The 23137-nt window shown below is 67.0% G+C and carries 21 protein-coding genes; 13 read left to right on the top strand and 8 right to left on the bottom strand.

Annotation, left to right across the window (positions count from 1 at the left end; genetic code table 11):
- Positions 1–39: 39 nt before the first annotated feature.
- Genes J0A90_RS08065 through J0A90_RS08050 form a run of 4 tightly spaced genes read left to right on the top strand, consistent with a single transcriptional unit; the run spans position 40 to position 3538 of the window.
- A complete protein-coding gene (locus tag J0A90_RS08065) occupies positions 40–954 on the top strand; it encodes a branched-chain amino acid ABC transporter permease (protein ID WP_035471257.1) in 915 nt (304 codons plus the stop codon).
- A 1-nt stretch (position 955) separates the two neighbouring features.
- On the top strand, positions 956–1945 hold the full coding sequence (locus J0A90_RS08060; protein ID WP_207033366.1) for a branched-chain amino acid ABC transporter permease: 990 nt from the start codon (positions 956–958) through the stop codon (positions 1943–1945).
- 10 nt (positions 1946–1955) lie between these two features.
- A complete protein-coding gene (locus tag J0A90_RS08055) occupies positions 1956–2732 on the top strand; it encodes an ABC transporter ATP-binding protein (RefSeq protein WP_207033364.1) in 777 nt (258 codons plus the stop codon).
- Positions 2729–3538 (top strand): ABC transporter ATP-binding protein, encoded by an 810-nt coding sequence (locus J0A90_RS08050; protein WP_233076598.1) that lies wholly within the window; start codon positions 2729–2731, stop codon positions 3536–3538. Before J0A90_RS08055 ends, J0A90_RS08050 begins: the two co-directional genes overlap by 4 nt.
- A gap of 41 nt (positions 3539–3579) precedes the next feature.
- Here the strand turns inward: J0A90_RS08050 and J0A90_RS08045 are convergent, their stop codons facing one another.
- From J0A90_RS08045 to J0A90_RS08030, 4 genes are all read right to left on the bottom strand, one after another.
- Positions 3580–5640: an FUSC family protein gene (locus J0A90_RS08045; protein ID WP_233076596.1), complete on the bottom strand. Its 2061-nt coding sequence runs from the start codon at positions 5638–5640 to the stop codon at positions 3580–3582.
- A gap of 4 nt (positions 5641–5644) precedes the next feature.
- Positions 5645–6664, bottom strand: a complete 1020-nt coding sequence (locus J0A90_RS08040; RefSeq protein WP_207033360.1) for an HlyD family secretion protein — start codon at positions 6662–6664, stop codon at positions 5645–5647.
- Positions 6664–6882 carry a DUF1656 domain-containing protein gene (locus J0A90_RS08035; protein WP_035471252.1) on the bottom strand — a complete coding sequence of 73 codons (219 nt, stop codon included), beginning with the start codon at positions 6880–6882 and terminating at the stop codon, positions 6664–6666. The genes J0A90_RS08040 and J0A90_RS08035 overlap by 1 nt, the downstream gene beginning before the upstream one ends.
- Positions 6883–6984: 102 nt before the next feature.
- Positions 6985–7920: a LysR family transcriptional regulator gene (locus J0A90_RS08030; protein WP_207033358.1), complete on the bottom strand. Its 936-nt coding sequence runs from the start codon at positions 7918–7920 to the stop codon at positions 6985–6987.
- Between the two features lie 214 nt (positions 7921–8134).
- Between J0A90_RS08030 and J0A90_RS08025 the strand changes: the two genes are divergently transcribed.
- The 5 genes from J0A90_RS08025 to J0A90_RS08005 all read left to right on the top strand — a co-directional run bounded on the left by J0A90_RS08025 (position 8135) and on the right by J0A90_RS08005 (position 14113).
- The gene (locus tag J0A90_RS08025; RefSeq protein ID WP_207033356.1) at positions 8135–10090 is read left to right on the top strand and encodes a ligand-gated channel protein; all 1956 of its coding nucleotides are present in this window, start codon (positions 8135–8137) and stop codon (positions 10088–10090) included.
- A 118-nt stretch (positions 10091–10208) separates the two neighbouring features.
- Complete coding sequence (locus tag J0A90_RS08020) at positions 10209–11141, top strand: ABC transporter substrate-binding protein (RefSeq protein ID WP_233076595.1); 933 nt, start codon at positions 10209–10211, stop codon at positions 11139–11141.
- A gap of 112 nt (positions 11142–11253) precedes the next feature.
- Positions 11254–12192 (top strand): FecCD family ABC transporter permease, encoded by a 939-nt coding sequence (locus J0A90_RS08015; protein WP_370635763.1) that lies wholly within the window; start codon positions 11254–11256, stop codon positions 12190–12192.
- Between the two features lie 5 nt (positions 12193–12197).
- A complete protein-coding gene (locus tag J0A90_RS08010) occupies positions 12198–13301 on the top strand; it encodes an iron chelate uptake ABC transporter family permease subunit (protein WP_207033352.1) in 1104 nt (367 codons plus the stop codon).
- Complete coding sequence (locus J0A90_RS08005; RefSeq protein ID WP_207033351.1) at positions 13298–14113, top strand: ABC transporter ATP-binding protein; 816 nt, start codon at positions 13298–13300, stop codon at positions 14111–14113. Before J0A90_RS08010 ends, J0A90_RS08005 begins: the two co-directional genes overlap by 4 nt.
- Here the strand turns inward: J0A90_RS08005 and J0A90_RS18740 are convergent.
- From J0A90_RS18740 to J0A90_RS07985, 4 genes are all read right to left on the bottom strand, one after another.
- On the bottom strand, positions 14084–15673 hold the full coding sequence (locus J0A90_RS18740) for a sensor domain-containing diguanylate cyclase (RefSeq protein ID WP_207033348.1): 1590 nt from the start codon (positions 15671–15673) through the stop codon (positions 14084–14086). The genes J0A90_RS08005 and J0A90_RS18740 overlap by 30 nt on opposite strands.
- Before the next feature lie 8 nt (positions 15674–15681).
- Positions 15682–16260, bottom strand: coding sequence for a molybdopterin-dependent oxidoreductase (locus tag J0A90_RS07995; protein WP_207033346.1), 579 nt, complete (start codon positions 16258–16260; stop codon positions 15682–15684).
- A gap of 34 nt (positions 16261–16294) precedes the next feature.
- A complete protein-coding gene (locus tag J0A90_RS07990; RefSeq protein ID WP_233076594.1) occupies positions 16295–16759 on the bottom strand; it encodes a GNAT family N-acetyltransferase in 465 nt (154 codons plus the stop codon).
- Positions 16760–16902: 143 nt separating this feature from the next.
- Positions 16903–17772, bottom strand: a complete 870-nt coding sequence (locus J0A90_RS07985; protein ID WP_207033345.1) for an EamA family transporter — start codon at positions 17770–17772, stop codon at positions 16903–16905.
- A gap of 232 nt (positions 17773–18004) precedes the next feature.
- Between J0A90_RS07985 and J0A90_RS07980 the strand changes: the two genes are divergently transcribed.
- From J0A90_RS07980 to J0A90_RS07965, 4 genes are all read left to right on the top strand, one after another.
- Positions 18005–18169 carry a hypothetical protein gene (locus J0A90_RS07980; RefSeq protein ID WP_207033343.1) on the top strand — a complete coding sequence of 55 codons (165 nt, stop codon included), beginning with the start codon at positions 18005–18007 and terminating at the stop codon, positions 18167–18169.
- On the top strand, positions 18153–18674 hold the full coding sequence (locus tag J0A90_RS07975) for a DUF192 domain-containing protein (RefSeq protein WP_207033341.1): 522 nt from the start codon (positions 18153–18155) through the stop codon (positions 18672–18674). The genes J0A90_RS07980 and J0A90_RS07975 overlap by 17 nt, the downstream gene beginning before the upstream one ends.
- Positions 18675–19246: 572 nt before the next feature.
- Positions 19247–20221 carry a TAXI family TRAP transporter solute-binding subunit gene (locus J0A90_RS07970; protein ID WP_207033339.1) on the top strand — a complete coding sequence of 325 codons (975 nt, stop codon included), beginning with the start codon at positions 19247–19249 and terminating at the stop codon, positions 20219–20221.
- Between the two features lie 169 nt (positions 20222–20390).
- A complete protein-coding gene (locus J0A90_RS07965) occupies positions 20391–22982 on the top strand; it encodes a TRAP transporter permease (protein ID WP_207033337.1) in 2592 nt (863 codons plus the stop codon).
- The last annotated feature ends 155 nt before the right edge of the window (positions 22983–23137 follow it).

The following is a 23137-nucleotide window of genomic DNA, read 5'->3' as shown; positions in this document are numbered from 1 at the left end:
TGACGGCCTCTTCACCTCGCTGCCCAGGGACGCATGCCCATGACCTGGTACGACTCTCTGCTCCAGCAGCTCGCCGACGGGCTGGTGCTGGGCTCTTTCTACGCGCTGGTGGCGCTCGGCTACACCATGGTGTTCGGGGTCATCAAGCTGCTCAACTTCGCCCATGGCGATCTCTACATGACCGGCGCCTTCGCCGGCTTCGGCGGTCTGTCACTGGTCTCAGGGGTGCTCGGCGCCGGCTGGCTGGGCATCTTCGTGGCGATGCTGCTGGCGATGCTGGCAGTGGGCTGCCTGGGTGTGGTAATCGAGCGCATCGCCTACCACCCGATGCTGGCGGCACCCAGGCTGTCGATCCTGATCACCGCGCTGGCGGTGTCGCTGGTGCTGCAGAACGCCGCGCTGTCGCTGACCGGCGGCCAGTACACCGCCTTTCGCACCGATCTCGGCTTCGGCGGGCTCAGCCTCGGCAACCTGTTCATCTCGTACAACCAGATCGTACTGGTGGCCACAGCGGCGGTGCTGATGATCGCGCTGGAGCTGTTCGTGTCGAAGACGCTCTATGGCCGCGCCATGCGCGCGGTGGCGATCGACAAGGACATGTGCCGCATGCTCGGCATCAACGTCTCGGCGGTGATCGCGATCACCTTCTTCATCGGCTCGGGGCTGGCCGCCGCCGCCGGCACCATGGCCGGCGCCTACTACGGCAGCATCTGGTACTTCATGGGCTTTCTGATCGGGCTGAAGGCGTTCACCGCGGCGGTGATCGGCGGTATCGGCAGTATCACCGGTGCCATGCTCGGTGGCCTGATCCTGGGCCTGCTGGAGTCGTTCGGCACCCATATCCCGTTCATCGGCAGCGAATGGAAGGATGTCTTCACCTTCGCGATCCTGATCCTGGTGCTGGTGTTCAAGCCCACGGGGCTGCTCGGCAAATCCGAAGTGGAGAGGATGTGACATGGCCAATCCGACCCCTGTGGCGCCGCAAGAGCGCCCCCGCGGCAACCCGGCCCAGCGCCTGTATGCCGCCTTCGACTCCCCCGGGCGGCGGCGCGCGCTGCATCTGGTGCTGCTCGCCATCCTGATCGTCACGCCGTGGCTGTCGAGCCAGTACGTCACCGTGATCCTGACCAATGCGCTGCTCTACGTGGTGCTGTGCCTGGGGCTCAACGTGGTGGTGGGCTACGCCGGCTTGCTCGATCTCGGCTATGCCGCCTTCTTTGCCGTGGGCGCCTATACCATCGGCATTTTGACCCAGCAGTTCGGCTTCAACTTCTGGGCCGCGATCCCGTTCGCGCTGCTGGCGGCGGCGCTGGCCGGGGTGATCATCGGCGGGCCGACGCTGCGGCTGCGCAGCGACTATCTGGCCATCGTCACCCTGGGCTTCGGCGAGATCGTGCGCTTCACCGCGCGCAATCTGGAGATCACCGGTGGCGCCAGCGGGCTGTCGCACATCCCCGAGCCGTCGCTGTTCGGCTGGTACATCGATAGCTCGATCGATTTCTACTACGTCTTCGCGGTGCTGGCGGTGCTCGCCTACATCGCCAGCCAGCGGCTGTTCGACTCGCGCCTGGGACGCGCCTGGCTCTACGTGCGCCACGACGAGGACGCCGCCGAGGCGATGGGGATCAACCGCGTCGCGGTCAAGCTGGCGGCCTATGTGATCGGCGCGATCTTCGGCGCCGTCGGCGGCATCTTCTTCTCGGTCAATCTGGGTGCGATCTCGCCGGAGAGCTTCAGCTTCCAGCAGTCGGTGCTGATCCTGATGGCGGTGGTGCTGGGCGGCATGGGCAAGATTCCCGGGGTGATCCTGGGCGCCTTCATCGTGGTGCTGGGACCGGAGCTGCTGCGCGAGTTCGACACCCTGCGACTGCTGATCTTCGCCGTGCTGCTGCTGCTGATCATGCTGTTCCGACCCAGCGGTATCTGGCCCGAAAAACGATCCTGAGGAGCCGCCGATGCTACTCCAACTCAACCAGGTCTCGCTGAGCTTCGCCGGTAACAGCGTGCTCGACGAGGTCGCTTTCGGGGTCGCCGCGGGGCGCATCCAGAGCCTGATCGGCCCCAACGGCGCCGGCAAGACCTCACTGTTCAACGTCATCACCGGCTTCTATCGGCCGCAGCGTGGCGAGATCACCTTCGACGGCGAGCGCCTGGTCAAGCGCAAGCCCCACAGCGTGACCCGCCTGGGTATCGCGCGCACCTTCCAGAACGTGCGCCTGTTCCGCGAGATGTCGGTGCTCGAGAACGTCATGGCCGGCCAGCACTGCCGCTCCCGCGCCGGCGCGCTGGCGGCGGTGCTGCGCCTGCCCAGCCAGCGCGCCGAAGAGAAGCGGATTCGCGCGACCAGTCTTGAGTGTCTCGACTTCGTCGGCCTCGCCGACAGCCAGGAGCGGCTGGCGACCAACCTCGCCTATGGCCACCAGCGCCGGGTGGAGATCGCCCGGGCGCTGGCCACCGAGCCCAAGCTTCTGCTGCTGGACGAGCCGGCGGCGGGGCTCAACGGCGGCGAGAAGGAGGCGCTGGTCGAGCTGATCCGGCGCATCCGCGACGAGCGCGGCATCGCCGTACTGCTGATCGAGCACGACATGAGCCTGGTGATGAACGTTTCCGAACACATCAGTGTGCTCGACCACGGCAGCCTGATCACCGAAGGCACGCCGCAGGCGGTGGCCAACGACCCTAGAGTGATCGAGGCCTATCTGGGCCAGGACGACGAGGAGTTGGCGCTGTGACACAGACGACGAGAGCCGACGAAATGGCGGCGAGCCCTCAAGAAGCGGGCGGGCCGGGTGAGTTACGCCAGGGTGCAGGGCGCCAGGGCGAGGTACGCCTGAGCCTGAGCGGGGTGGATGCGTTCTACGGGCAGATCCAGGCCCTGCGCGGGGTGTCGCTGGAGGTGCGCCAGGGCGAGATCGTCACCCTGCTGGGGAGCAACGGCGCCGGCAAGTCGACCACGCTGAAGACCATCTCCGGGCTGGTGCGGGCACGTCAGGGCGACGTCTGCCTCGCGGGGGAGTCGATCGCCCGGCTGCCGGCGCATCGGATCGCCCGCCGCGGCGTGGTCCACGTGCCCGAAGGCCGGCGCGTGCTGCGCGGGCTGACGGTAAAAGAGAACCTCGAACTGGGCGCCTTTACCGTCAAGGACAGTGCGCTGCGCCGGCAGCGGCTGGAGGAGGTCTACGCGCTGTTCCCGATCCTCCACGAGCGCCGCCATCAGGATGGTTCGCTGCTCTCCGGCGGTCAGCAGCAGATGCTGGCGATGGGGCGGGCGCTGATGCACGGCCCCAGCGTGATGCTGCTCGACGAGCCGTCGATGGGTCTGGCGCCCAAGCTGGTGACCGAGATCATGCGCATCATCAAGCGCCTCAACGAGGCCGGCACCACCATCCTGCTGGTCGAGCAGAACGCACGTCTGGCGCTGCGCCTGGCGCACTACGCCTACGTGATCGAGAACGGCGAGATCCGCATGCAGGGCGACGCCGCGGCGATGCGCGAGGACGCCGCGGTGGTCAAGGCCTATCTCGGCCTGGGCGACTGAGCAGGCGGCGCCCGATCCGAGCCAGCGCGCGGCTCGGCGCCTCAATCGCTGGCCACGGCTGCCGTCGACGCCTTGATGTGCGGGCGCTCGGCCATGATCTTGGCCAGGCGCTCCAGCGCCAGTTCCAGGCGTTCGATCAGCCCCTCCAGCAGGACGCGGCGATCCGCGGGAACGTCGCCGTGCTCGGCGATCATCGCATCCAGGCGCTGGCCGGCGGCGTGCACGCCCTGGGGCGGGCGGCCGTTGGCGGCCTCCTCGAAGCCGCTGGCCAGGGCCCTCAGCAACTGGCGGTGGGCGCGCCGGATCAGCGGATGCGGTGCCTCGTCGAGGCGGTCGCGCAGGCGCAGGGTGGCGCTGCCGACATCCAGGCCGGTGAGGCCCAGGATGAACAGATGGCGCTGATCCTCCGGCAGCATGTCGTCGTGCTGTGCCAGCTGCAGCATGCGATCCGCCATGTGGCCGCTGAAGCGGGTCTCGGCATCGCGGATCGAGCGCCGCTGCAGCTGATGGATATCCCGGGAGATGGCGTTGATCAGGCGCCGACGGCGCAGTCGCGTGCCCAGCCCCGGCAGCAGACGGAACCCCATCACCACGCAGCTCAGGCCGATGATCACCGCCACGGCGCGGTTGGCGAAGCTGTCGAATGAGAAGTCCATGTCGTTGCCGGGCATGGTCAGCAGGATATTGAAGATGGTGAAGGCCAGGCAGTAACCCATGATCTTGGGGTTGGTCGCGCCCATCAGCCCCAGGAACAGCGGCGTGCCGAAGAGCATCGCCAGCATGGGGAAACCGTGGGCCTGAGACAGCAGCACGTGCCCGAACAGAAAGGCACTGGGGATCGCCGCGAGCATGCCCTTGTAGAACATCATGGTGATCATCACCGGATTGTCGCGGCTGGCGAAGAACGCCGAGAACAGCGTGCCCAGCAGCAGCGCCACCAGCGCGCTGCTCCACGCGGTGAGAATCCAGAAGGTGGCCAGGCAGGTGAACACCAGCCCGGCGCGCACGGCGTTGATGCCCGCCGCCAGATGGTCGCGGTGCCACGCCAGCGGCGCCGAGCGCAGGCGGTGGCGGCCCGGGTCGGCGATCGCTTCGCGTGCGTCCAGCATCACCATGGCGTGGCCGATCGCTTCGCGGATGCCCAGGCGCACGCGGCGGTCGAGCGGCGCCAGGCCGGACTCGTTGCTCTCGTGGACCAGCCGGCGTAGCTCACGCAGCTCCTGGCGTGCCTGGGGGACGCCCTTGCCGTGCTCCGCATCGCGGAAGCCGTCGGCGACCCGACGCGCGATCTCCACGCTGCCCGGGTCGAGCTTGTCGGCGTGCTCGTGCAGCAACTGATGCAGCGCGTGCAGCGTGGCCATCAGGCGCAGCGTGCGGCGTGTCAGCACGTGGGTGGCGCGCATGCGTCCGGGGCCTTCGGGGCCTTCGAAGCGCGCCGCCTGGCTGTCGGTCTCGAGCAGGGTGAGCGGGCCCAGGCTGCCGCGCAGGGCCTGCTGCATGGCGGGGATGTCGTCACTCGCCGCCAGGCGCAAAGCGGCGTGCTCGAAGGCCTGATTGACCACGCTGTCGGCCTGGGTGGCGAGATGCTCGCCGACTCGTGAGGGCCATAGCAGCGAGCTCACCAGCGTGGCGCACACCGCACCCAGCCCAAGCTCAGAAAGCCGCGCGACGGCGATGTCGAAAATACCGCCGGGCGAGCTGCCGTTGGAGATCACCACGATCAGCATCGCGGTGACCGCGCCCATGATGCAGCCGTAGGTGTAGTTGTTGCGCCACAGCGAGCCGACGTAGGTGCACAGCATGATCCACAGGGTCAGCGTGATCAGCGCCGGGATCCGCGCCTGGGCGAACAGCGCCATGATCGCGATCCCGACCAGGGCGCCGATCAGGGTGCCGCCGATCTGACAGATGCCCTTTTCGATCACCATGCCGCTCATTGGACGGATCTGCAGAAACGCCGCCGAGATCAGCGCCCAGTAGGGGCGATCGAGATTGAACCAGAGCGCCAGGTAGAGCGCGATCATCATCGCCACGGTGGTCTTGATCGCGAACTTGACCGCCGCGGCGTCCGGCATCAGGTAGTGCTTGAGCAGCGTCGGCATGAGGTCAGGACGCGTCGTCGGTGGCGCGCTCGGTGGGGATCGCGTCGGGCAGCGGCGCTTGCGGCTGAGACTGCGGCGTGGGGCGGCGATCCTCGTCTTTGCCGGCCGGGGCGGCGGTGCTGGCGGGCTGGGCCGGCGTATGGCCTGCGTCGGTGCGCTCGGCATCGGCATCGTGCTGGATGCGGATCGTCGCGGTCATGCCGGCGCTCAGCAGGGTGTGGTCAGGCATCTCGTCGAAGGTCACCCGCACCGGAATGCGCTGGGCCAGACGCACCCAGTTGAAGGTGGGCTGGACCTGCGGCAGCAGCTGGTTGTTGAGGTTGGTGTTGCTGTCGGCGATACCGCGGCCGATACCGGCGACATGGCCGTGCAGGTGGGTATCGCCGTTCATCAGGATGATCTCGGCCGGATCGCCGATGGCGATCGAGGACATCTTGGTCTCCTCGAAGTACCCCATCACGTAGTAGGAGTTCGCCTGCACCAGCGCCATCACCGGCGTGCCGCGGGTGACGTAGTTGCCTGCCGCCAGCTGCAGGTTGAGCACGTGGCCGCTCACCGGCGCCACCACTTGGGTGCGCTGCAGATCGAGCTTGGCACTGTCGAGGGTAGCCTTGGCCTGGTCCAGGTTGGCCTGGGCGATACGCGTGTTGATCTGCGCGATCTGGCGATCCTCGGCGCTGATCGAGCGGTTGCTGAGCTGGTTGCGGCGGCGCTCCTCGGCGCGCTTCAGGTCGAGCGTGGCCTGATTGTTGGCGACGCTGGCCTCGGCCTTGTCGAGCGCGGCCTGATAGCGCGAGGGATCGATCTCGAACAGGGTGTCGCCCTGGGTCACGTAGCCGGTGTCGCTGACGTTGAGCGAACGTACCCAGCCGGAGACGTCCGGGGCGATGGTGATCACCTCGGCGCGCACGCGAGCGTCCCGGGTCCAGGGGGTGAACAGGTAGTAGTTCCACAGCCATACGCCGGCAGCGACGGCGATGGCCACGACGATCAGGGTCAAGAGGATACGTAGCGAGTTGCGCATCAAGAGCTCTCGAGCAGGACGGTAAACAGAAAGGTGATCGCGGCGGTGAAGATCACGAACAGCGAGACGTCGAACCAGGCTTCGTACCACAGTGCGCGGTGCCCCACCAACCAGTGCAGCAGGGTTCGTGTGACCAGGGTCGCGACGAGGCCGAGTATGGCGTAGATCAGTAGGGGGCTGAGATAGATGCCACCTAGCGCGATTTCCTGAAGACCCATGGCATCCCTTGGCGCAGCCGTCGAAGCGGCGATAATATTAGCATGCTTAATAAATTGTCGACAGATGATCATGGTCAGCAGACACCTGCCATATCGGCAAGTCTAGCTGCAAATGGCGAGCCCGGGAGAAGCGGGCGTGGCGATTTGCCAGGCCTCGGGGACGGCGTGTCTTAGCTGTTCCAGCAGCGCGGCGATCTTACGCGGCTGGTGGCCGTAGGGGTAGAGCAGCGTGATCGGCTGTGCCGGAGCCTGCCAGTCGGGCAGGCAGGGGACCAGCGACCCCGGATGATGGCGCAGACGCAGCTGAGCCATCCAGTGCGGCATCAGTCCGAGCCCTTGGCTGCGAACGATGGCATCGGCATGCAGTACCAGTTGGTCGACCTGCAGACGCGAGGTCGATGCCGGCAGCGGATAGCCACCGTGCTCCGGGTGTCGCAGCACCATGCCTTTCTCCGCCTCACCGAGACGATCTATCCAATCGTGGCGGCGCAGATCCCGCGGGTGCTGGGGCGTGCCGTGGCGGCTGAGGTAGTCGGGGCTGGCGTAGATACCGTAGGTTAACCAGCCGAGACGCTCCTGGCGCAGTCCGCACTCGTCGATCTCTCCCAGCCAGACGTAGATGGCGTTGGCATCCGAGGCCAGTGGCGGCGCCTGTAGCGTGCGCAGAACCAACTGCGCCTGCGGATGCTGGGCCAGGAAATGCTCCGCCTGGCGTGCCATCCACCCGCGTGCGAGCGCCGAATGCACTTCGATCACCACCTCTCCACTGATCTCCGCGCGCAGGTCGTCCAAGGTCCGCTGGCTGCATTCGGCGATCTGCAACATCTCCCGGGCATAGCCCAGAAACAGACTGCCGGCCTCGGTCGGCAGTAACCGGTTGGCCTGGCGTCTCAGTAGCGGCTGCCCGAGTTGGGCTTCGAGATGCGCGATCCGACGGCTAAGGGTCGACTTGGCCACGCCCAGACGCCGGGCACTCACGGTCAGGCTGCCGCTGTGCATCACGTCGGCAAAAGTGGTCAGCGAATCGAGATCGTACATGTGGAAGTGGCTCTGAAGTCGGGCCCGACGTCTGTGGCGGTGTCAACGGGCGTCGGGGGACATGGGAATCCGTGGGCGTTGCGCGACACGCAACACGCTGTCGCGCAACGTTACCAGAAGAGTATGAAAGAATCTAAATGATAAATATTCGTATTAAGTTTCTCGGCGGTACGGCCTCGTCCCGCCCGAGAGCATGTCATTCAAGGGATCCTCCATGACGCTGTCCACACCGTTGCGTGTCTCCACCCTATCGCTGGCAGTGGCCGCTGCCGGTCATGCCCATGCCCAGGAGTCGCTCGATCCGCTGGTGGTCACCGCCGCCGGTTATGCCCAGCAGGTCGCCACTGCGCCGGCCTCGATCAGTGTGATCACCCGCGAGCAGTTGGCGGATCATCGCTACCGGGACATCACCGACGCGCTGCGTAGCGTACCGGGTGTCGTCATTACCGGTGGTGGGGCGGGAGACAATGGTGCCGACATCAGCATTCGCGGCATGCCACCCGAGTACACGCTGATACTGGTCGACGGGCGCCGCCAGTCGACCCGAGAGACCCGCCCCAACGGTAGCGCAGGGTTCGAGCAGGACTGGCTGCCGCCGCTGCAGGCGATCGAGCGCATCGAGGTGATCCGTGGGCCGATGTCGACGCTCTATGGTTCCGACGCCATCGGTGGGGTCATCAATGTCATCACGCGCAAGGTGGCCGATACCTGGCATGGCAACCTCCAGGTCGATGCCACCCTTCAGGAAGATCGCGATTCCGGCGACGAACAGCAGACCCAGTTCTACGCTGCCGGCCCGCTCCAGCCGGGGCTACTCGGTCTCCAGGTGAGCGGCCGTTACGCCACGCGCGAAGAGGATCGGATCATCGATGGCTATGAGGAAAAGGCGCTGCGCAGTGGCACCGCGCGTCTGTCGCTGACGCCGAGTGCGAATCATGACTTCACCTTCGAGGCGGGCCGCACCGAGCAGGAGCGTCGATCCCGCGTCGGCGTGTCGGCTTCCGACACCGGTTGCCGTGGGCCCTGTACGGACACCGACGACGAGTTCACCCGCGAGCACTTTGCCATCACGCATACCGGGCGCTGGGGCATCGGCACCAGCGACTCCTATGTCCAGCGCGAGATCGCCAAGAACGAAACTCGCGAGATGGAGATCACCAATACGGTGGCCGATTCGCGCCTGGTGATGCCGTTTTCCGCGCATATCCTGAGCGTCGGTGCCAACTACGAGAAGCAGGCGCTGGAAGACGCCAGCAGCAACGATCTCGCCACCGGTATCGATAGCGTAGACGTCTATCAATGGGCGCTGTTCATCGAGGACGAATGGTTCCTGACCGATGACTTCTCGCTGACCGGCGGCGTGCGCCTGGATGACAACGAGAACTACGGCACGCACTACAGTCCACGCCTCTACGGGGTCTGGAGCATGACGCCCGACTGGACGCTCAAGGGCGGCGTCTCCTCCGGCTACCGTTCGCCCGGTCTGCGCGAGATCACGCCGGGCTGGGGCCAGGTGAGCCGCGGCGGCAACGTCTATGGCAATCCCGATCTCGAGCCGGAAACCTCGCTCAACCACGAGCTGGGGCTGGTTTACAGCGGTGACGGGGGCATGAGTGCCAGTGCGACGCTGTTCTACAACGAATTCGAGGACAAGATCACCCGGGTTGGCTGCCCGATCGATATCTGCACCGATGGCGTCAACGACTTTGGCGCCGACCCGACCTATCGCATCAACGTCGACGAGGCGATCACCCAGGGCGTCGAACTCTCGCTGACCACTCCCCTGTCCGAAACGCTGTCGCTGACTGCCAGTTACACCTTCACCGATTCCGAGCAGAAGTCCGGCGAGTACAAGGGCAAGCCGTTGACCCAGCTGCCGCGTCATCTGGCGACCGCGACCCTCGACTGGAACCCCCGCGGGCGCCTGAGTGGCTGGTCGCGGTTGACCTACCGTGGCGAGGAGAGCCAGCCGACCGGCGGTAGTTCGGCCAGCACGCTGCAGGCGCCCTCGTACACCCTGGTCGACGCCGGCGGCAGCTGGGAGATCGCGCCCCAGGCCAGCTTCCTGTTCGGCATCTACAACCTCTTGGACAAGGGCGTGAATTACGACGACTACGGCCTGACCGAGGACGGACGTCGCTACTGGGTCGGAATCAATCTGGCCTTCTGAGACCAGGGCAATAGCTGCCGTGGCGAACGATTATGCCGCTCGCCACGGCGGATCAGGGATCATCAACACCGACATCGCGCTCGCCGCGGTGGCGTTTCGACGCAAGAGGAAATGTGTCATGCAGATGTGTTCAAGACGTCTCGGGATGTCACGCTGGTGGGGCTTGCTGCTCCTGACGATACTGGGCGGCATGCTCGACGCCGCCCAGGCACGGACGCTCGAGACCGCTTACGGCGAGGTCGAGATCGAGGGCCAGCCGCAGCGCGTGGTCACGCTCTACGAAGGCGCGCTGGATACCGCGCTGAGCGCCGGCGTCACGCCGCTGGGTGCCATCGCGACACGCGGCGGCGATGGCGTCGCCGCTTACCTCGGCACGGCGGCCGACGGCATCGCCATCGTGGGAACGGCGCGCGAGACCAACATGGAAGCGGTGGTGGCCCTGCGTCCCGATCTGATACTCGCCTCCCCGCGGCTGCCCCGTGAGCAGTACGCGTTGCTGTCGCGACTGGCGCCGACCGTGGTGCCGGCGACCTCGGGATTCGAAGCCGAGGCTTGGAAGGCCGAGGCGCGCCTGTTCGCCCGCGCACTGGATCGCGAGGCGACGGTGAACGCGGCCCTCGATGCCATCGACGCACGCGCGCGCGAGCTGGCTGCGCGCCAGCCACCGCGCCGCCCCAGGGCGCTGCTGGCCCGATGGATGCCGCATGGGCCGATGGTGATGTCGACCCGGCTGTTCGCCACCGGCCTGATGGCCGCCGCTGGCTTCGCGGTGACGGATGGAGGCTTGGTTACCGAGGGGCGGCCGCACAGCGATCCGCTCAGTCTCGAGAACCTGGCACTCATCGATAGCGACTGGCTGTTTCTTGCCACCCTCAACGCCGAGGGCGAGGCGGCGATGGCAGCGGCGCGCCAGACGCCGGCGTTCGCGCGACTCGATGTGGTCCAGCGTGACCGGGTGATGCCGGTGGATGGTCAGCTCTGGAGCAGTGCCTCGGGGCCGATAGCGGCTTCTCGTGTGCTCGACGACATCGCCGCTGCGTTGGCGCCATGAGCTGGCGTGCCGCAGCGCAAGAGCGCAGGCGAGAGTCATGAGTGCTACCGATCTGGCTTCACGTTGCCCGCTGCCCCGGCTGCTGCTGGGATTGTCGTTGGGTCTCGTCCTGATGATGCTGGCCAGCCTGCTTTTTGGCGCTGGCGAGGTCGGCCCGCGGGCGGCCTGGCCGGTGCTCATCGGCGGTGGCGGTAGCGAGGCGCGCTTCGTGGTCGCCTCACTGCGTGCGCCGCGTACGGCACTCGGTATCGGTATCGGCATCGCGCTGGGCGTTGCCGGTGCGCTGATTCAGGCCGCGGCACGTAACCCGTTGGCCGAGCCCGGCCTGCTCGGTGTCAGTGCCGGTAGTGCTTTGGCGGTCGCCGTGGCGCTGGCCCTGGGCGCGAGTGCAGCCACGCTGCGGATCTCGGTCGCGCAGCTGGGGGCGCTCGCCGGCTGTCTGGGCGTGCTCGCCGTCGCCCGGCTCGATGGTGTCGGCAGTGATCCGGTGCGCCTGGTGCTCGCCGGTGCGGTGCTTTCCGGGCTGTTGGGCGCGCTGACCTCGCTGATCCTGCTGGTCGACCAGCGCTCCGCCGATGAGATCCGCTTCTGGATCGTCGGCAGCCTGGCCGGACGCCGGCTCGCGGATTTGCAGGCGATTCTGCCGAGCCTGGCGGCGGCGGGAGCGATCACGCTCGCTGTGGCGCGCCCGCTGGCGGCCCTCGCCCTGGGGGAGCGCGTCGCGGTGGGGTTGGGCCAGCGGCCGCGCCTGGTGCGGTTGGCGACGGTGGTCGCGGTCGCGCTGCTGGTCGGGGCGGCGACGGCGGTCGCCGGGCCGATCGCCTTCGTCGGTCTGGTGGTCCCGTTCGCGGCGCGGGCGTTGGCCGGGCCGGACATCCGTCGCACGCTATGGTTGGCGCTCCCGCTGGGGCCGATCCTGGTACTGGGCGCGGATGTGTTGTCGCGGCTGCTGGTCGCACCTTCGGAAATGCCGCTCGGTGTCCTCACCGCGCTGGTCGGTGCACCGGTGCTGATCGCGGTCGTCCGCGCCCATCGGTTACCGGCGGTATGAAGGTCATGCAGACACGCAGACTGTGGTTCCCTCGACGGCATCACCGCCACACCGGCATCGCGGCGCCCCGCGGCACTTGGCGGCTGGCCTGGCGCGTCGCCGGCCGCGATCTCTCGCTGCTGATCGACCAGCGGGCGGCGCTGGCCAATCTCTCCCTGCTGCTGGCGCTCGCTACGGTGGCGCTGCTCTCGCTGTGTCTGGGGAGCGTGGCGCTCGATCCCTCGACGACGCTGCTGGCGCTGTTCGGCCAGGGCGAGGCCATGCCCGTTTTCGTGGTACAGGCATTGCGCTTGCCGCGCCTGCTAGCCGGCCTGGCGACAGGAGGGGCCTTTGCGCTGGCCGGCTGCCTGATGCAGACGCTGGCACGCAATCGTCTGGCCACGCCCGGGATCATCGGCATCGACAACGGTGCCACCGCCTTTGCGGTCGCCTCTGTGGTCGGCATCGGGACCAGCCTTGCGCCGCCGCCAATGGCGCTGGTTGGCGCGGCCACCGCGACCGTGGTCACTTTCGCGCTGGCCGGGGATATCGGGACACGTGGCTATCGCTTCATCGTTGCCGGGATCGGCGTAGGGGCGATGTTCGGCGCGCTGACCCAACTGATGCTGGCACGCGTGGCGATCGATGCCGCCAACGCTGCCTATCCATGGACCGTGGGCAGCCTCAATACGCGCAATACCTCTGCGCTAGCGTGGCTCTGGGTCGGTCTTCTGGTCGCCGGTATCGGGGCAGCCTGGTTGTCGCGGGCGCTGACGGTGCTGCATTTTTCCGACGCCGTGGCCCGCGGGCTCGGCTATCGGGTCAAGGCGTGCCGCTATCTGGCGCTGGTGATCGCGGTAGGCTTGACCGGGCTGGCCGTTGCGGTGGCCGGACCTGTCGGACTGGTCGCGTTGATCGGCCCGGAGATCGCGCGCCAGCTGTCGTCACCGCGTGGCGTACCGTTGACCGCCGCGATGCTCGCCGGGGCCCTGGTGATGACGGCGGCGGACCTGGTCGGGCGTCTATTGCTGGCGCCGGTCGAGGTGCCGGTAGGCATCGTCACGGCGATCGTGGGTACGCCATGTCTGCTCTGGATGCTATTACGTCCCACCTCGAGGTTCGTGTCATGACGTCTGTTTCTTCCGCGGAATCTCCCCTCGCGGCCCATCAGCTAGCGGTGAGCTACGGTCGCGGGCGCACGCGTCGCCGGGTGATCGAAGGGCTCGATCTGCAACTACCGGCCGGGCAGGTGACGGCTATCGTCGGGCCCAATGGCTGTGGCAAGTCGACACTGCTGGCGAGCCTGTCCCGGCTGCAGGTGCCGGATGCCGGTGCGGTGCTGCTCGACGGTCACGACATCCAGCGCCTGCCGGCCCGAGAGATGGCCCGCCGTCTGGCGCTGTTGCCGCAGGAGACGCAGGCGCCGGAAGGGTTGACCGTCAGCGAGCTGATCCGCTTCGGCCGCCAGCCTCATCAGGGGATGTTCCAGCAGTGGTCGGCCGAGGACGAGCGGGTCGTCGAGGCGGCGCTCACCGCAGCTGACCTGCGCTGCCTGGCGCATCGACGGTTGGATGCGATGTCTGGCGGGCAGCGCCAGCGCGCCTGGATCGCCATGGCGATCGCCCAACAGACGCCACTGTTGCTGCTCGACGAGCCGACATCCGCTCTCGATCTCGGCCATCAGCTCGAGGTCTTCGAGCTCGTCCGCGCGCTGGCTGCCGCCGGCAAGACGCTGGCCTTGGTGCTGCACGACCTCGCCAGCGCCTGTCGTTTCGCCGACCATCTGGTGGCCATGTACGCAGGGCGTATCGTCGCCGCGGGACCGCCCCGCGAAATCGTGACCGAGGCGCTGGTGCGCGAGCTTTACGGCATCGAGTGCACGCTGATCGACGATCCTGCCACCGGCAGCCCGCTACTCACCAACCTGCGACTCAGGCGCTGAACCGTCGCCCTGGCTGATCCGATCGCGGCCGCTGCGCTTGGCTTGATAGAGATGACGATCGGCGCGGCGCATCAACTGTTTGAGCGACTCCGAGGCGTGACGTTCGGCGACGCCGATACTAAGCGTGAGCGTCAGGTTCGGCCCCGAGGTCACCGCCAGCGGGGTGGTGGCCACGCGTTGGCGCAGGCGCTCGGCGACCCCTGCCGCTTCGCTGAGCACCGTCTCCGGCAGCACCACCGCAAACTCCTCGCCGCCTACCCGCCCGACCAGAGCGGGGTCACGCACCGCGCTGCGCAGTTGGCTGGCGACGGCACGCAGCGCCTCGTCGCCGACATCGTGGCCATGCAGATCGTTGACCCGCTTGAAGTAGTCGATATCGATCAACAGCACGCTCAGCGGCATATCGCGGTGACGGCGCAACTGCTTCACGGTCGCTCGCAGCAGCGCGCGGCGGTTGCTCAGTCCGGTCAGGTCGTCGGTATCGGCGCGCTGGGTCAGGCGCTCCTGCTGGCGCCGCCGCTGGGTGATGTCGAAGCACCACACCAGCCACGCCGGCTGCTCGCCCACCCGCAGCTGGCGCGCGTTGAGTAGTGCCCAGTAGGGCGCCCCGGGGCATAGTCGCGCTTCCATCTGATAGATCAGCTCGCCGCGCTCGAGCCGCGCGACGAAGCGCGCGTGTTCGGCAGGATCCACGAACAGCGCCGCCAGGTCGAAGCGGCCGACACGTTCGGCGCCGCTTTGGACGAGCAGATTGTCGCTGACATAGAACACTTGCTGCTGATCGGCGCTGATCAGAGTGACATCGCTGGGCGAGGAGTCGAGGATGGTCTGCAAGAGCGCCTCGCGGTCGCGCAGCGCCTGGGTCCGCTCTTGAATGCGGCGTTCCAGCGACAGATTGAGCTGGTGCAGATCGTTGGCCAGGCGCCGCGCGCGCCGCTGGCCCAGGATGATCTTCAGCGCCAGCAGCGCACAGCCGGCGGCCAGCAGCAGCAGAGCCAGCGAGAGCCAGTGGAAGGTATGCTGTAACGCCTGGCGCTGACGGTCCGTCTGCGTGGCGACGGCGATATTGGCGGCGACGACCAGTGAGTGCAGTGCCGGCCCTTCGCTGGCAAGGGACGCGGCGATCGTGGTGGCCAATTCGCGCGCGGCGCTCGACTCGCGCGCGGCCTTCATCTCCTGCCAGCTCAGCGCGCGATTCCAGCGCTGGCTTGCCAGGTCCAGGCGCGTCAGGGTGGCCTGGATCTCAGGACGCTGCACGGCCTGTTCGTCGAAGATCCGCGTGTGCAATAGCGGCAGCAGCGCGGTACGCATCACCCCCAGGCGCAGCTTGAGCCGGATAGGCGGCTCGACGCCGCTCGCCACGGCGTCGGCGGTCGCGGCCAGAGCCGTGACCTGGCGGCTGAGGTTGTAGCTCTGCCACACCTCGTTGTAGCGCCCGGGCGAGGCGAACTCCTGGCCACGATCGGCCACCGTGCGCAGCCCTGCCAGTGCCACCCCCATCATGATGCCGGCCAGCAGCATCAGCGCCAGCGCGTGCCATGAGCGGCCAGCATCCGGCACCGCCGCTTTCAGCGCAGCTGCAGTTCGTCGAGTTGCCATACGGTGCGGTTGTAGTAGGTACGGGTATAGAGCTCGGGATGGCTGTCGTAGGGGTACATCACGATCAGCGGCCCGTAGGCGTCCACCGGCAGGTAGTGGCCATCGCGCCGGTAGGCGACGATCGGGTCGTAGCGGGTGAGGTCGCCGGCGGGGATGATCGCATCGTAGTCGTTGAGCGCGTAGGCGTGCAGGCTCTCCGGAATCGGCAGCTTTTGACGCGCCAGCAGCGTGCGCAGGGAGACGCCGTACCAGCGGGACGAGCCCAGGCCGCTGTCCGGAATCGGCCCCACCACCTCGCGGCCGGGCAGCGCTTCGAGGTCGTCGAGGGTCAGCGTGGCGAGCGGCTTGCCGGCGGTATCGGTCAGCCGCAGCAGTGGCATGTCGCGGGGATAAGGCGGCGTCTCGGGGGCGCTACCGGGCGTGTCGGCGAATGCCGGCAGGGCCATGCTGACCGCTAGCACCAGCAGCAGCCATTTCAGCACCTGAACTGGGCCGATGCGGCATGCGCGGGGCACACGCTGGTTATGGCTGGCGGAGAGTATGGTCATGTTCGGGTTGGCTCCTGGCCGTCGGGGGCGTCGCTCAGGCGTTGGGGTCGTCGACTAGCAGCCGCGAGAACCTGACGATCTCGGCGTTGCGGTTGGACCAGCCCAGGTGTGTCCAGAACTGGTGTGCGGCCGTGTTGTCGGCCAGGGTGTCCAGGTGCACTTTCTCGATGCCGGCGGCCAGCAGCGCCTGCAGACAGCGCTCGGTCAGCTGGCGCCCCAGGCCGAGTCCGCGGCACTCGGGCTCGACCATGACGTGCTGCAGGTAGCCGCGGCGACCATCGTGCCCCGCCATGGCGCAGCCGACGATACCCGATCTGCCGGGCCAGCGGGCGACGAAGCTCATGCCCGGGTTACGGGCCAGATAGCGTGCAGTGGCTTCGCGGCCGTCGGCTTGGCGCAGCACCACGCCAGGGGTGCGCTGCATCATGGCGACGAAATCGGGGTGATCGTCCAGGGTCATGGTGGCGATCATCACGCCGGCATCGACGGGTCGGGTCATGCGGGTTCCTCAAATGATTTCTTGGGCTGCGCTCATCTCGGCGTGCCGGTGTCGGTCCTGTCAGTTCGGGAGATCCCGTACAGCAGGTGGATCTTCGTCCGGCGGGGCCGGGAGACGCCATGCGGCAATGCCGCCGGCGTGCTTCATGGTGTGCGACGAATGCGCCACCAGCGGCGCAGCGGTAGATTGATCACGGCGAGGCCCGCGACCACCAGCAGCCCACCGACCACCTTGTGTAGGCCCAGCGGATCGTCCAGCAGCCAGACACCCAGCGCCACTGCGAAGACGGGCATCAGTAGTGTCAGTGGCACCACTCGATTGACCGGATGCTTCTGCAGCAGGCGATACCAGAGTCCGTAGGCGGCGATCGAAGACATCACGGCGGTATAGACTACCGCACCCCAGCCGGCCCAGCCGGCGTGCTGGATGGCTTGCCACTGACCGGATTCGAACAGCGCACTGCCGAGGGCTACCAGCGGCGTGGCGAACAGCGCGATCCAGCCGGTCAGAGTCAGCGGCGGTATCGGCGGTGCCAGCTTGATGATCAGCGTCGACACCGCCCAGGCCAGCGCGCTCGCCAGCAGCAGCGCGGTGGAGAGCGGCGGCGGCAGCGACGGGCCGCCGGCCAGGACCACCACGCCACCGAATGCCAGCACCAGCCCGGCGATACGACGTGGGCCCAGTTGCTCCTTGAGGAACAGCGCCGCCAGCAGGGTGGCGAAGGGGGTGCCCATCTGTACCAGCAGCGCCCCGGTGCCGGCTTCGGCGTGTTCGAGACCGACGAACAGCAGCGGAAAGTGGAGCCCGCCGAAGGTGACCGAGAGCAGCAGGACCCAGCGTAGCTGGTCGCGAGTGATACGCGTGAACGGCACCACCAGCGCGGCGACCAGCATGAAGCGCAGCACCATGACCAGTAGCGGCGGCATCTCCGCGACGCCGAGCTTGATCACGATGATGTTGAGTGCCCAGATGGCAATCACGCCCAGGCCGATCGACAAATCCTTGAGGGGCACGTGCGGAGTTCCTTTGATATGACTGGGCTAGGCCCCTGAGGGGCTCGTAGGTCCAGACTTTCAACGCCGCGGGCGTGGCCGTCAAGGGGCCATGCCAGGCCTGGGAGTGGGGGCCATGTCAGACCCGGGGGTGGGGACTATGACGAGCCGGATGCCGGGGGCTATGGCAAGCCCGGCCGACGCGGTATCTTGAGCCCGGCACTCGCCGTCGTCGACCATCGAGGATACGAAGATGTTGAAGGGAATCGCGATCTGTCTCTGCCTGCTGGTGACGCAGCTGGCCATGCTCTCCTGGATCGACCATCGCCAGGGTGGCAGTGAGTCCGTCCAGCGCCAGGTCACCAGCGTCCAGGCGTTACCGCGTACCCGTGAGGATGACGATGCTGAACTCGGGTAAGACCGCCCGGCGGCGAGCCGGGCTTCGGTTGCCGGCAGCGACGCTGCGCTGGGGTACGGCGCTGGCGCTGCTGGCATGGGCGGTAGTGGCGGGGGCCGCGGAGACGGGCCGGCTGGGCCTGAGCGGGGCGAGCGGAGACTACACGCTGCGGATCGAAGTGGCCGCCACCGCCGAGCAGCGCGCGCGCGGATTGATGGCGCGTGACGCTCTGCCCGAGGACGCCGGCATGCTGTTCCTCTACCCCGCCGAGCAGCCCGGCAGCAGTGCCTACTGGATGTACCGCACGCGGATTCCGCTGGATATCGCTTTTCTCGGCGCGGATGGCACTATCCGCGCGCTCAAGACGATGCCGCCGTGTCGCGCCGAGATGCCCAGCCGCTGCCCGGCGTACCCGGCGGGGGTGGCCTTTCGTGCCGCGCTGGAGACCAACGCCGGCTACTTCGCGCAGCGTGGCCTCGGCGTGGGTGACCGGGTCGATCTCGCCCCCTGGCTCACGGTGCCTTGAGCCCATGCCGGTCGCGCATACCCCATAGCGGTCGCGCCCGGTTCGCCGCCCCAGCCGTGGCCGGCAGCGAGAGATCCTCTTCTTTCGGCGTGTCTGGCGGTATGTCTTCGCTGCGCCACGCGCGTACCCCGAGGCAGAAGTGGCAAGGCGCGGGTTTTGCCAGCACGAAACTCTCTATAAGATGGCTCGCCGTCGGGATAAGCTATGTTACGTAGAGAGTCGGTTACGTAGAGAGTCGGTTACGTAGGGAATCGGCTACGTAGGGAGTCGGCTACGTAGGGAGTCGGCTACGTAGGGAATCGGCTACGTAAAAGAGTGCCGTTCGAACCGGACTCCGCGCCGGAGGCCGCTACGGCCGCGGCACACGCTCCCGGCTACCCGGCATGACGCGCGCCAAGCGTCACGCCGCGGCATCGGGAGACATGGCGCGCCCGCCGCGCTCCATCCAGGGAGGGTGCGGCAGGCATGACGAACCGGGGTAGAATCAACACAAGCCCGGGCCACGCCACCACTCGACGTTCGGGGTCGCCAGTTCGGCCTCACACAATAAACGGGAAACTCGAGGTATGCGCATGAAACGCCACGCTTTGACTGCAGCCTTATTCTCCTCCGCCCTGATGGGTGCGGCCACGCTGTCCGCCCCCGCTATGGCGCAGGACACGCAGTACATCACCATTGGTACCGGCGGCCAGACCGGCGTCTACTACGTGGTCGGCCAGTCCGTTTGTCGGATGGTCAACCGCAGCGCCGAAGAGAGCGGCATCCGCTGCAACGCGCCGTCCACCGGCGGCTCGGTGGCCAACATCAACGGCATCAAGTCGGGTGAGCTGAACATGGGCGTCGCCCAGTCCGACGTGCAGTACAACGCCTACAACGGTGACGGCCAGTTCGACACGCCGATGAAGGATCTGCGCTCGGTGTTCTCGCTGCACGGTGAGCCGCTGACCATCCTGGCGCGTAAGGATGCCGACATCCACTCGATCCAGGATCTCAAGGGCAAGCGCGTCAACATCGGTAACCCGGGCTCCGGCCAGCGCGCCACCATGGAAGTGCTGATGAACGCCGAAGGCTGGGACACCAGCGTGTTCTCGCTGGCTTCCGAGCTGGGTGCCGCCGAGATGGCCTCGGCGCTGGCCGACAACAACATCGACGCCATGGCCTACGTCGTCGGCCACCCCAATGGCGCGATCCAGGAAGCGACCACCACCGTGGCTTCCAACCTGGTGCCGCTGGACGATGACGCGGTCAAAGGGCTGGTCGAAAAATACCCGTACTACAGCATGTCCACCATCCCCGGCGGGATGTACGAAGGCAACCCGGACGACGTCCAGACCTTCGGCGTGCGCGCGACCTTCGTGACCTCTGCCGAGGTGCCGGACGAAGTCGTCTACCAGACCGTCAAGGCGGTGTTCGACAACTTCGACCGCTTCAAGCGTCTGCATCCGGCATTCGCCAACCTCGAGCCGAAGGACATGATCAGCGAAGGGCTCTCTGCTCCGCTGCATGATGGCGCCAAGCGTTACTATCAAGAGCAGGGCTGGCTGTAAGCACGCGTGGGCTGACGTCTCACCGAGGCGTCAGCCGCCGCGCCCTGGAAGGAGTCGGGCACCGACGCCCGGCTCCGTCCGCCAAGCGTTGCCGCAAGCAGACGTTTCGTCCCTGCCGTGAGCGGGCCACTTCCTCGGCGCCTGCGTGTTTCCCAGTCAGGATCTCACCATGACCGATACCAAGACTTCCGGCCCCGATCAGGCCAAGCTGGACGAGCTGGCCGCTACCGACACCGGTGGCCGCAAGCTGACCGGCTTTCCCAACCGATTGCTCCTGGGCGTTGCCGCCGCCTGGTCGCTGTTCCAGCTGTGGATCGCCTCGCCGCTGCCGTTCGTGTTCGGCTTCGGCGTGTTCAGCGCCACCGAAGCGCGCTCGATCCATCTGGCGTTCGCCATATTTCTCGCCTTCATGGCCTATCCGGCATTCAAGCGTTCGCCGCGCGAGCGCATGCCGCTGTCCGACTGGGCGATGGCCCTGGTGGGGGCGTTCTGTGCATCCTACCTCTATTTCTTCTACGATCAGCTCGCACAGCGCCCTGGCGCGCCGATCCTGCAGGACGTGATCGTCGGCGTGATCGGTATCGTGCTGCTGCTCGAGGCGTGCCGCCGTTCACTGGGGCCGCCGCTGACGATCATTGCGCTGATCTTTCTGATCTATTCGCTGGCCGGGCCCTACATGCCGGGTATTCTGGCCCACCGCGGGGTGAGCTTCTCGGGGTTGGTCAACCATCAGTGGCTGACCACCCAGGGGGTCTTCGGCATCGCCCTGGGCGTCTCGACCAGTTTCGTGTTCCTGTTCGTGCTGTTCGGTGCGCTGCTCGACAAGGCCGGCGCCGGTAACTACTTCATCAAGGTCGCGTTCTCGCTGCTGGGCCACTATCGCGGCGGACCGGCCAAGGCCGCGGTGGTCTCTTCGGGGCTCACCGGGCTGATCTCCGGCTCCTCCATCGCCAATACCGTGACCACCGGCACCTTCACCATTCCGATGATGAAGCGGGTCGGTTTCAGTGCCACCAAGGCTGGTGCGGTGGAAGTGTCGTCGTCGGTCAACGGCCAGATCATGCCGCCGGTGATGGGCGCGGCGGCCTTCCTGATGGTCGAATACGTCGGCATTCCCTACATCGAGGTGATCAAGCACGCCTTCGTGCCGGCGGTCATCTCCTATATCGCGCTGCTCTATATCGTCCACCTGGAGGCGCTCAAGGCGGGCATGCAGGGGCTGCCGAGCGGTAATCCGCAGCGCCCCTGGCTGGCGAAGATATTTGGCTTCCTGACCGGGCTGGTCGGGGTGATGGGGCTGGCGGCGGCGGTCTACTACGGGATCGGTTGGCTCAAGCCGGCCCTGGGCGAGTCCGCCACCTGGGTGATCGGTGCCGGGGTCATCGCGGTCTACGTGCTGCTGCTCAAGCTCGGCTCGAACTACCCCGAGCTGGAGGTCGACGACCCCAATCAGGAGATCACCCAGCTGCCGCGCACCAAGCCCACCGTCATGGTGGGGCTGCACTACCTGCTGCCGGTGATCGTACTGGTGTGGTGTCTGATGGTGGAGCGTCTGTCGCCGGGCCTGTCGGCATTCTGGGCCACCGCCTTCATGATCTTCATCATTCTGACCCAGCGCCCGCTCGATGCGCTGTTCCGCGGGCGCAGCGATTTCGCCGGCGACCTCAAACGCGGTGCACACGACCTGTGGGAAGGCCTGATCGACGGTGCGCGCAACATGATCGGTATCGGCATCGCCACCGCCACCGCCGGTATCATCGTCGGTGCCGTGGCGCAGACCGGTGTCGGCCTGGTACTGGCGGATCTGGTCGAAACGCTGTCGATGGGCAACCTGCTGCTGATGCTGCTACTCACCGGGGTGCTCAGCCTGATCCTCGGCATGGGACTGCCGACCACTGCCAACTATATCGTGGTGTCGGCACTGCTGGCGCCGGTGATCGTGCAGCTGGGCGAGCAGAACGGGTTGATCGTGCCGCTGATCGCGGTGCATCTGTTCGTGTTCTACTTCGGCATCATGGCCGACGTCACGCCGCCGGTGGGGCTGGCCTCGTTCGCGGCGGCGGCGATCTCCGGCGCCGACCCGATCCGCACCGGCTTCCAGGCGTTCTACTACAGCCTGCGCACCGCTGCGCTGCCGTTCCTGTTCATCTTCAACACCGATCTGCTGCTGATCAACGTCGACCTGTGGCACGGCATCGTGATCTTTGTCGTGGCCACCGCGGCGATGCTGATCTTCGCCGCCGCGACCCAGGGCTTCATGCTGGTCAAGAGCCGCTGGTACGAGAGCGCGCTGCTGCTGCTGGTCGCCTTCACCCTGTTCCGCCCCGGCTTCTGGATGGACATGGCCGATGCGCCCTACCGCGAGGTGCCGCCGGCCCAGTTCGAGCAGGCGCTGGGCGAGATCGGCCCGCGTGATCACCTGATGGTACGGGTCGACGGGCTGGATGCCTACGGCGCGCCGACCAGCTTCGTGGTCCAGGTGCCGGCGACCGAGGGTGCCAGCGGCAGCGAACGCCTCGATAGCCTGGGGCTGCACCTGATGCAGGAAGATGGCAAGGTACTGGTCGACACCACCGACTTCGGCAGTCAGGCGGATAAGCTCGGCTTCGACTTCGATCAGCAGATCGTCTCGGTGCGTATTCCGCGCGATCAGTTGCCCAAGGAGCTGATGTGGATACCCGGGCTGCTGCTGTTCGCCCTGGTCGTGCTGCTGCAGCGCCGTCGTCGCGCCGCCGGCAAGTCGCGCGAGGCGCTCGCCTGATGGTGCGCCACCCCCGATAGACGGGCAGTATGCCATTCGGTGTCATGCAGACGGCCGCCTCGCCAGAGGCGGCCGTCCTGCCTTCGAAGCGCGTGCTCGAGGCGCGTGAAGCGGTTTTTCACGGCGCGGCGTTTGTTTCAAGGCGCGAAGCTGGT

This window comes from Salinicola sp. DM10 (assembly GCF_017306975.2).
Classification (GTDB): Bacteria; Pseudomonadota; Gammaproteobacteria; order Pseudomonadales; family Halomonadaceae; genus Salinicola.
The sequence above is the reverse complement of the archived record's forward strand: the minus strand, read 5'-3'. Positions and strand labels throughout refer to the sequence as shown.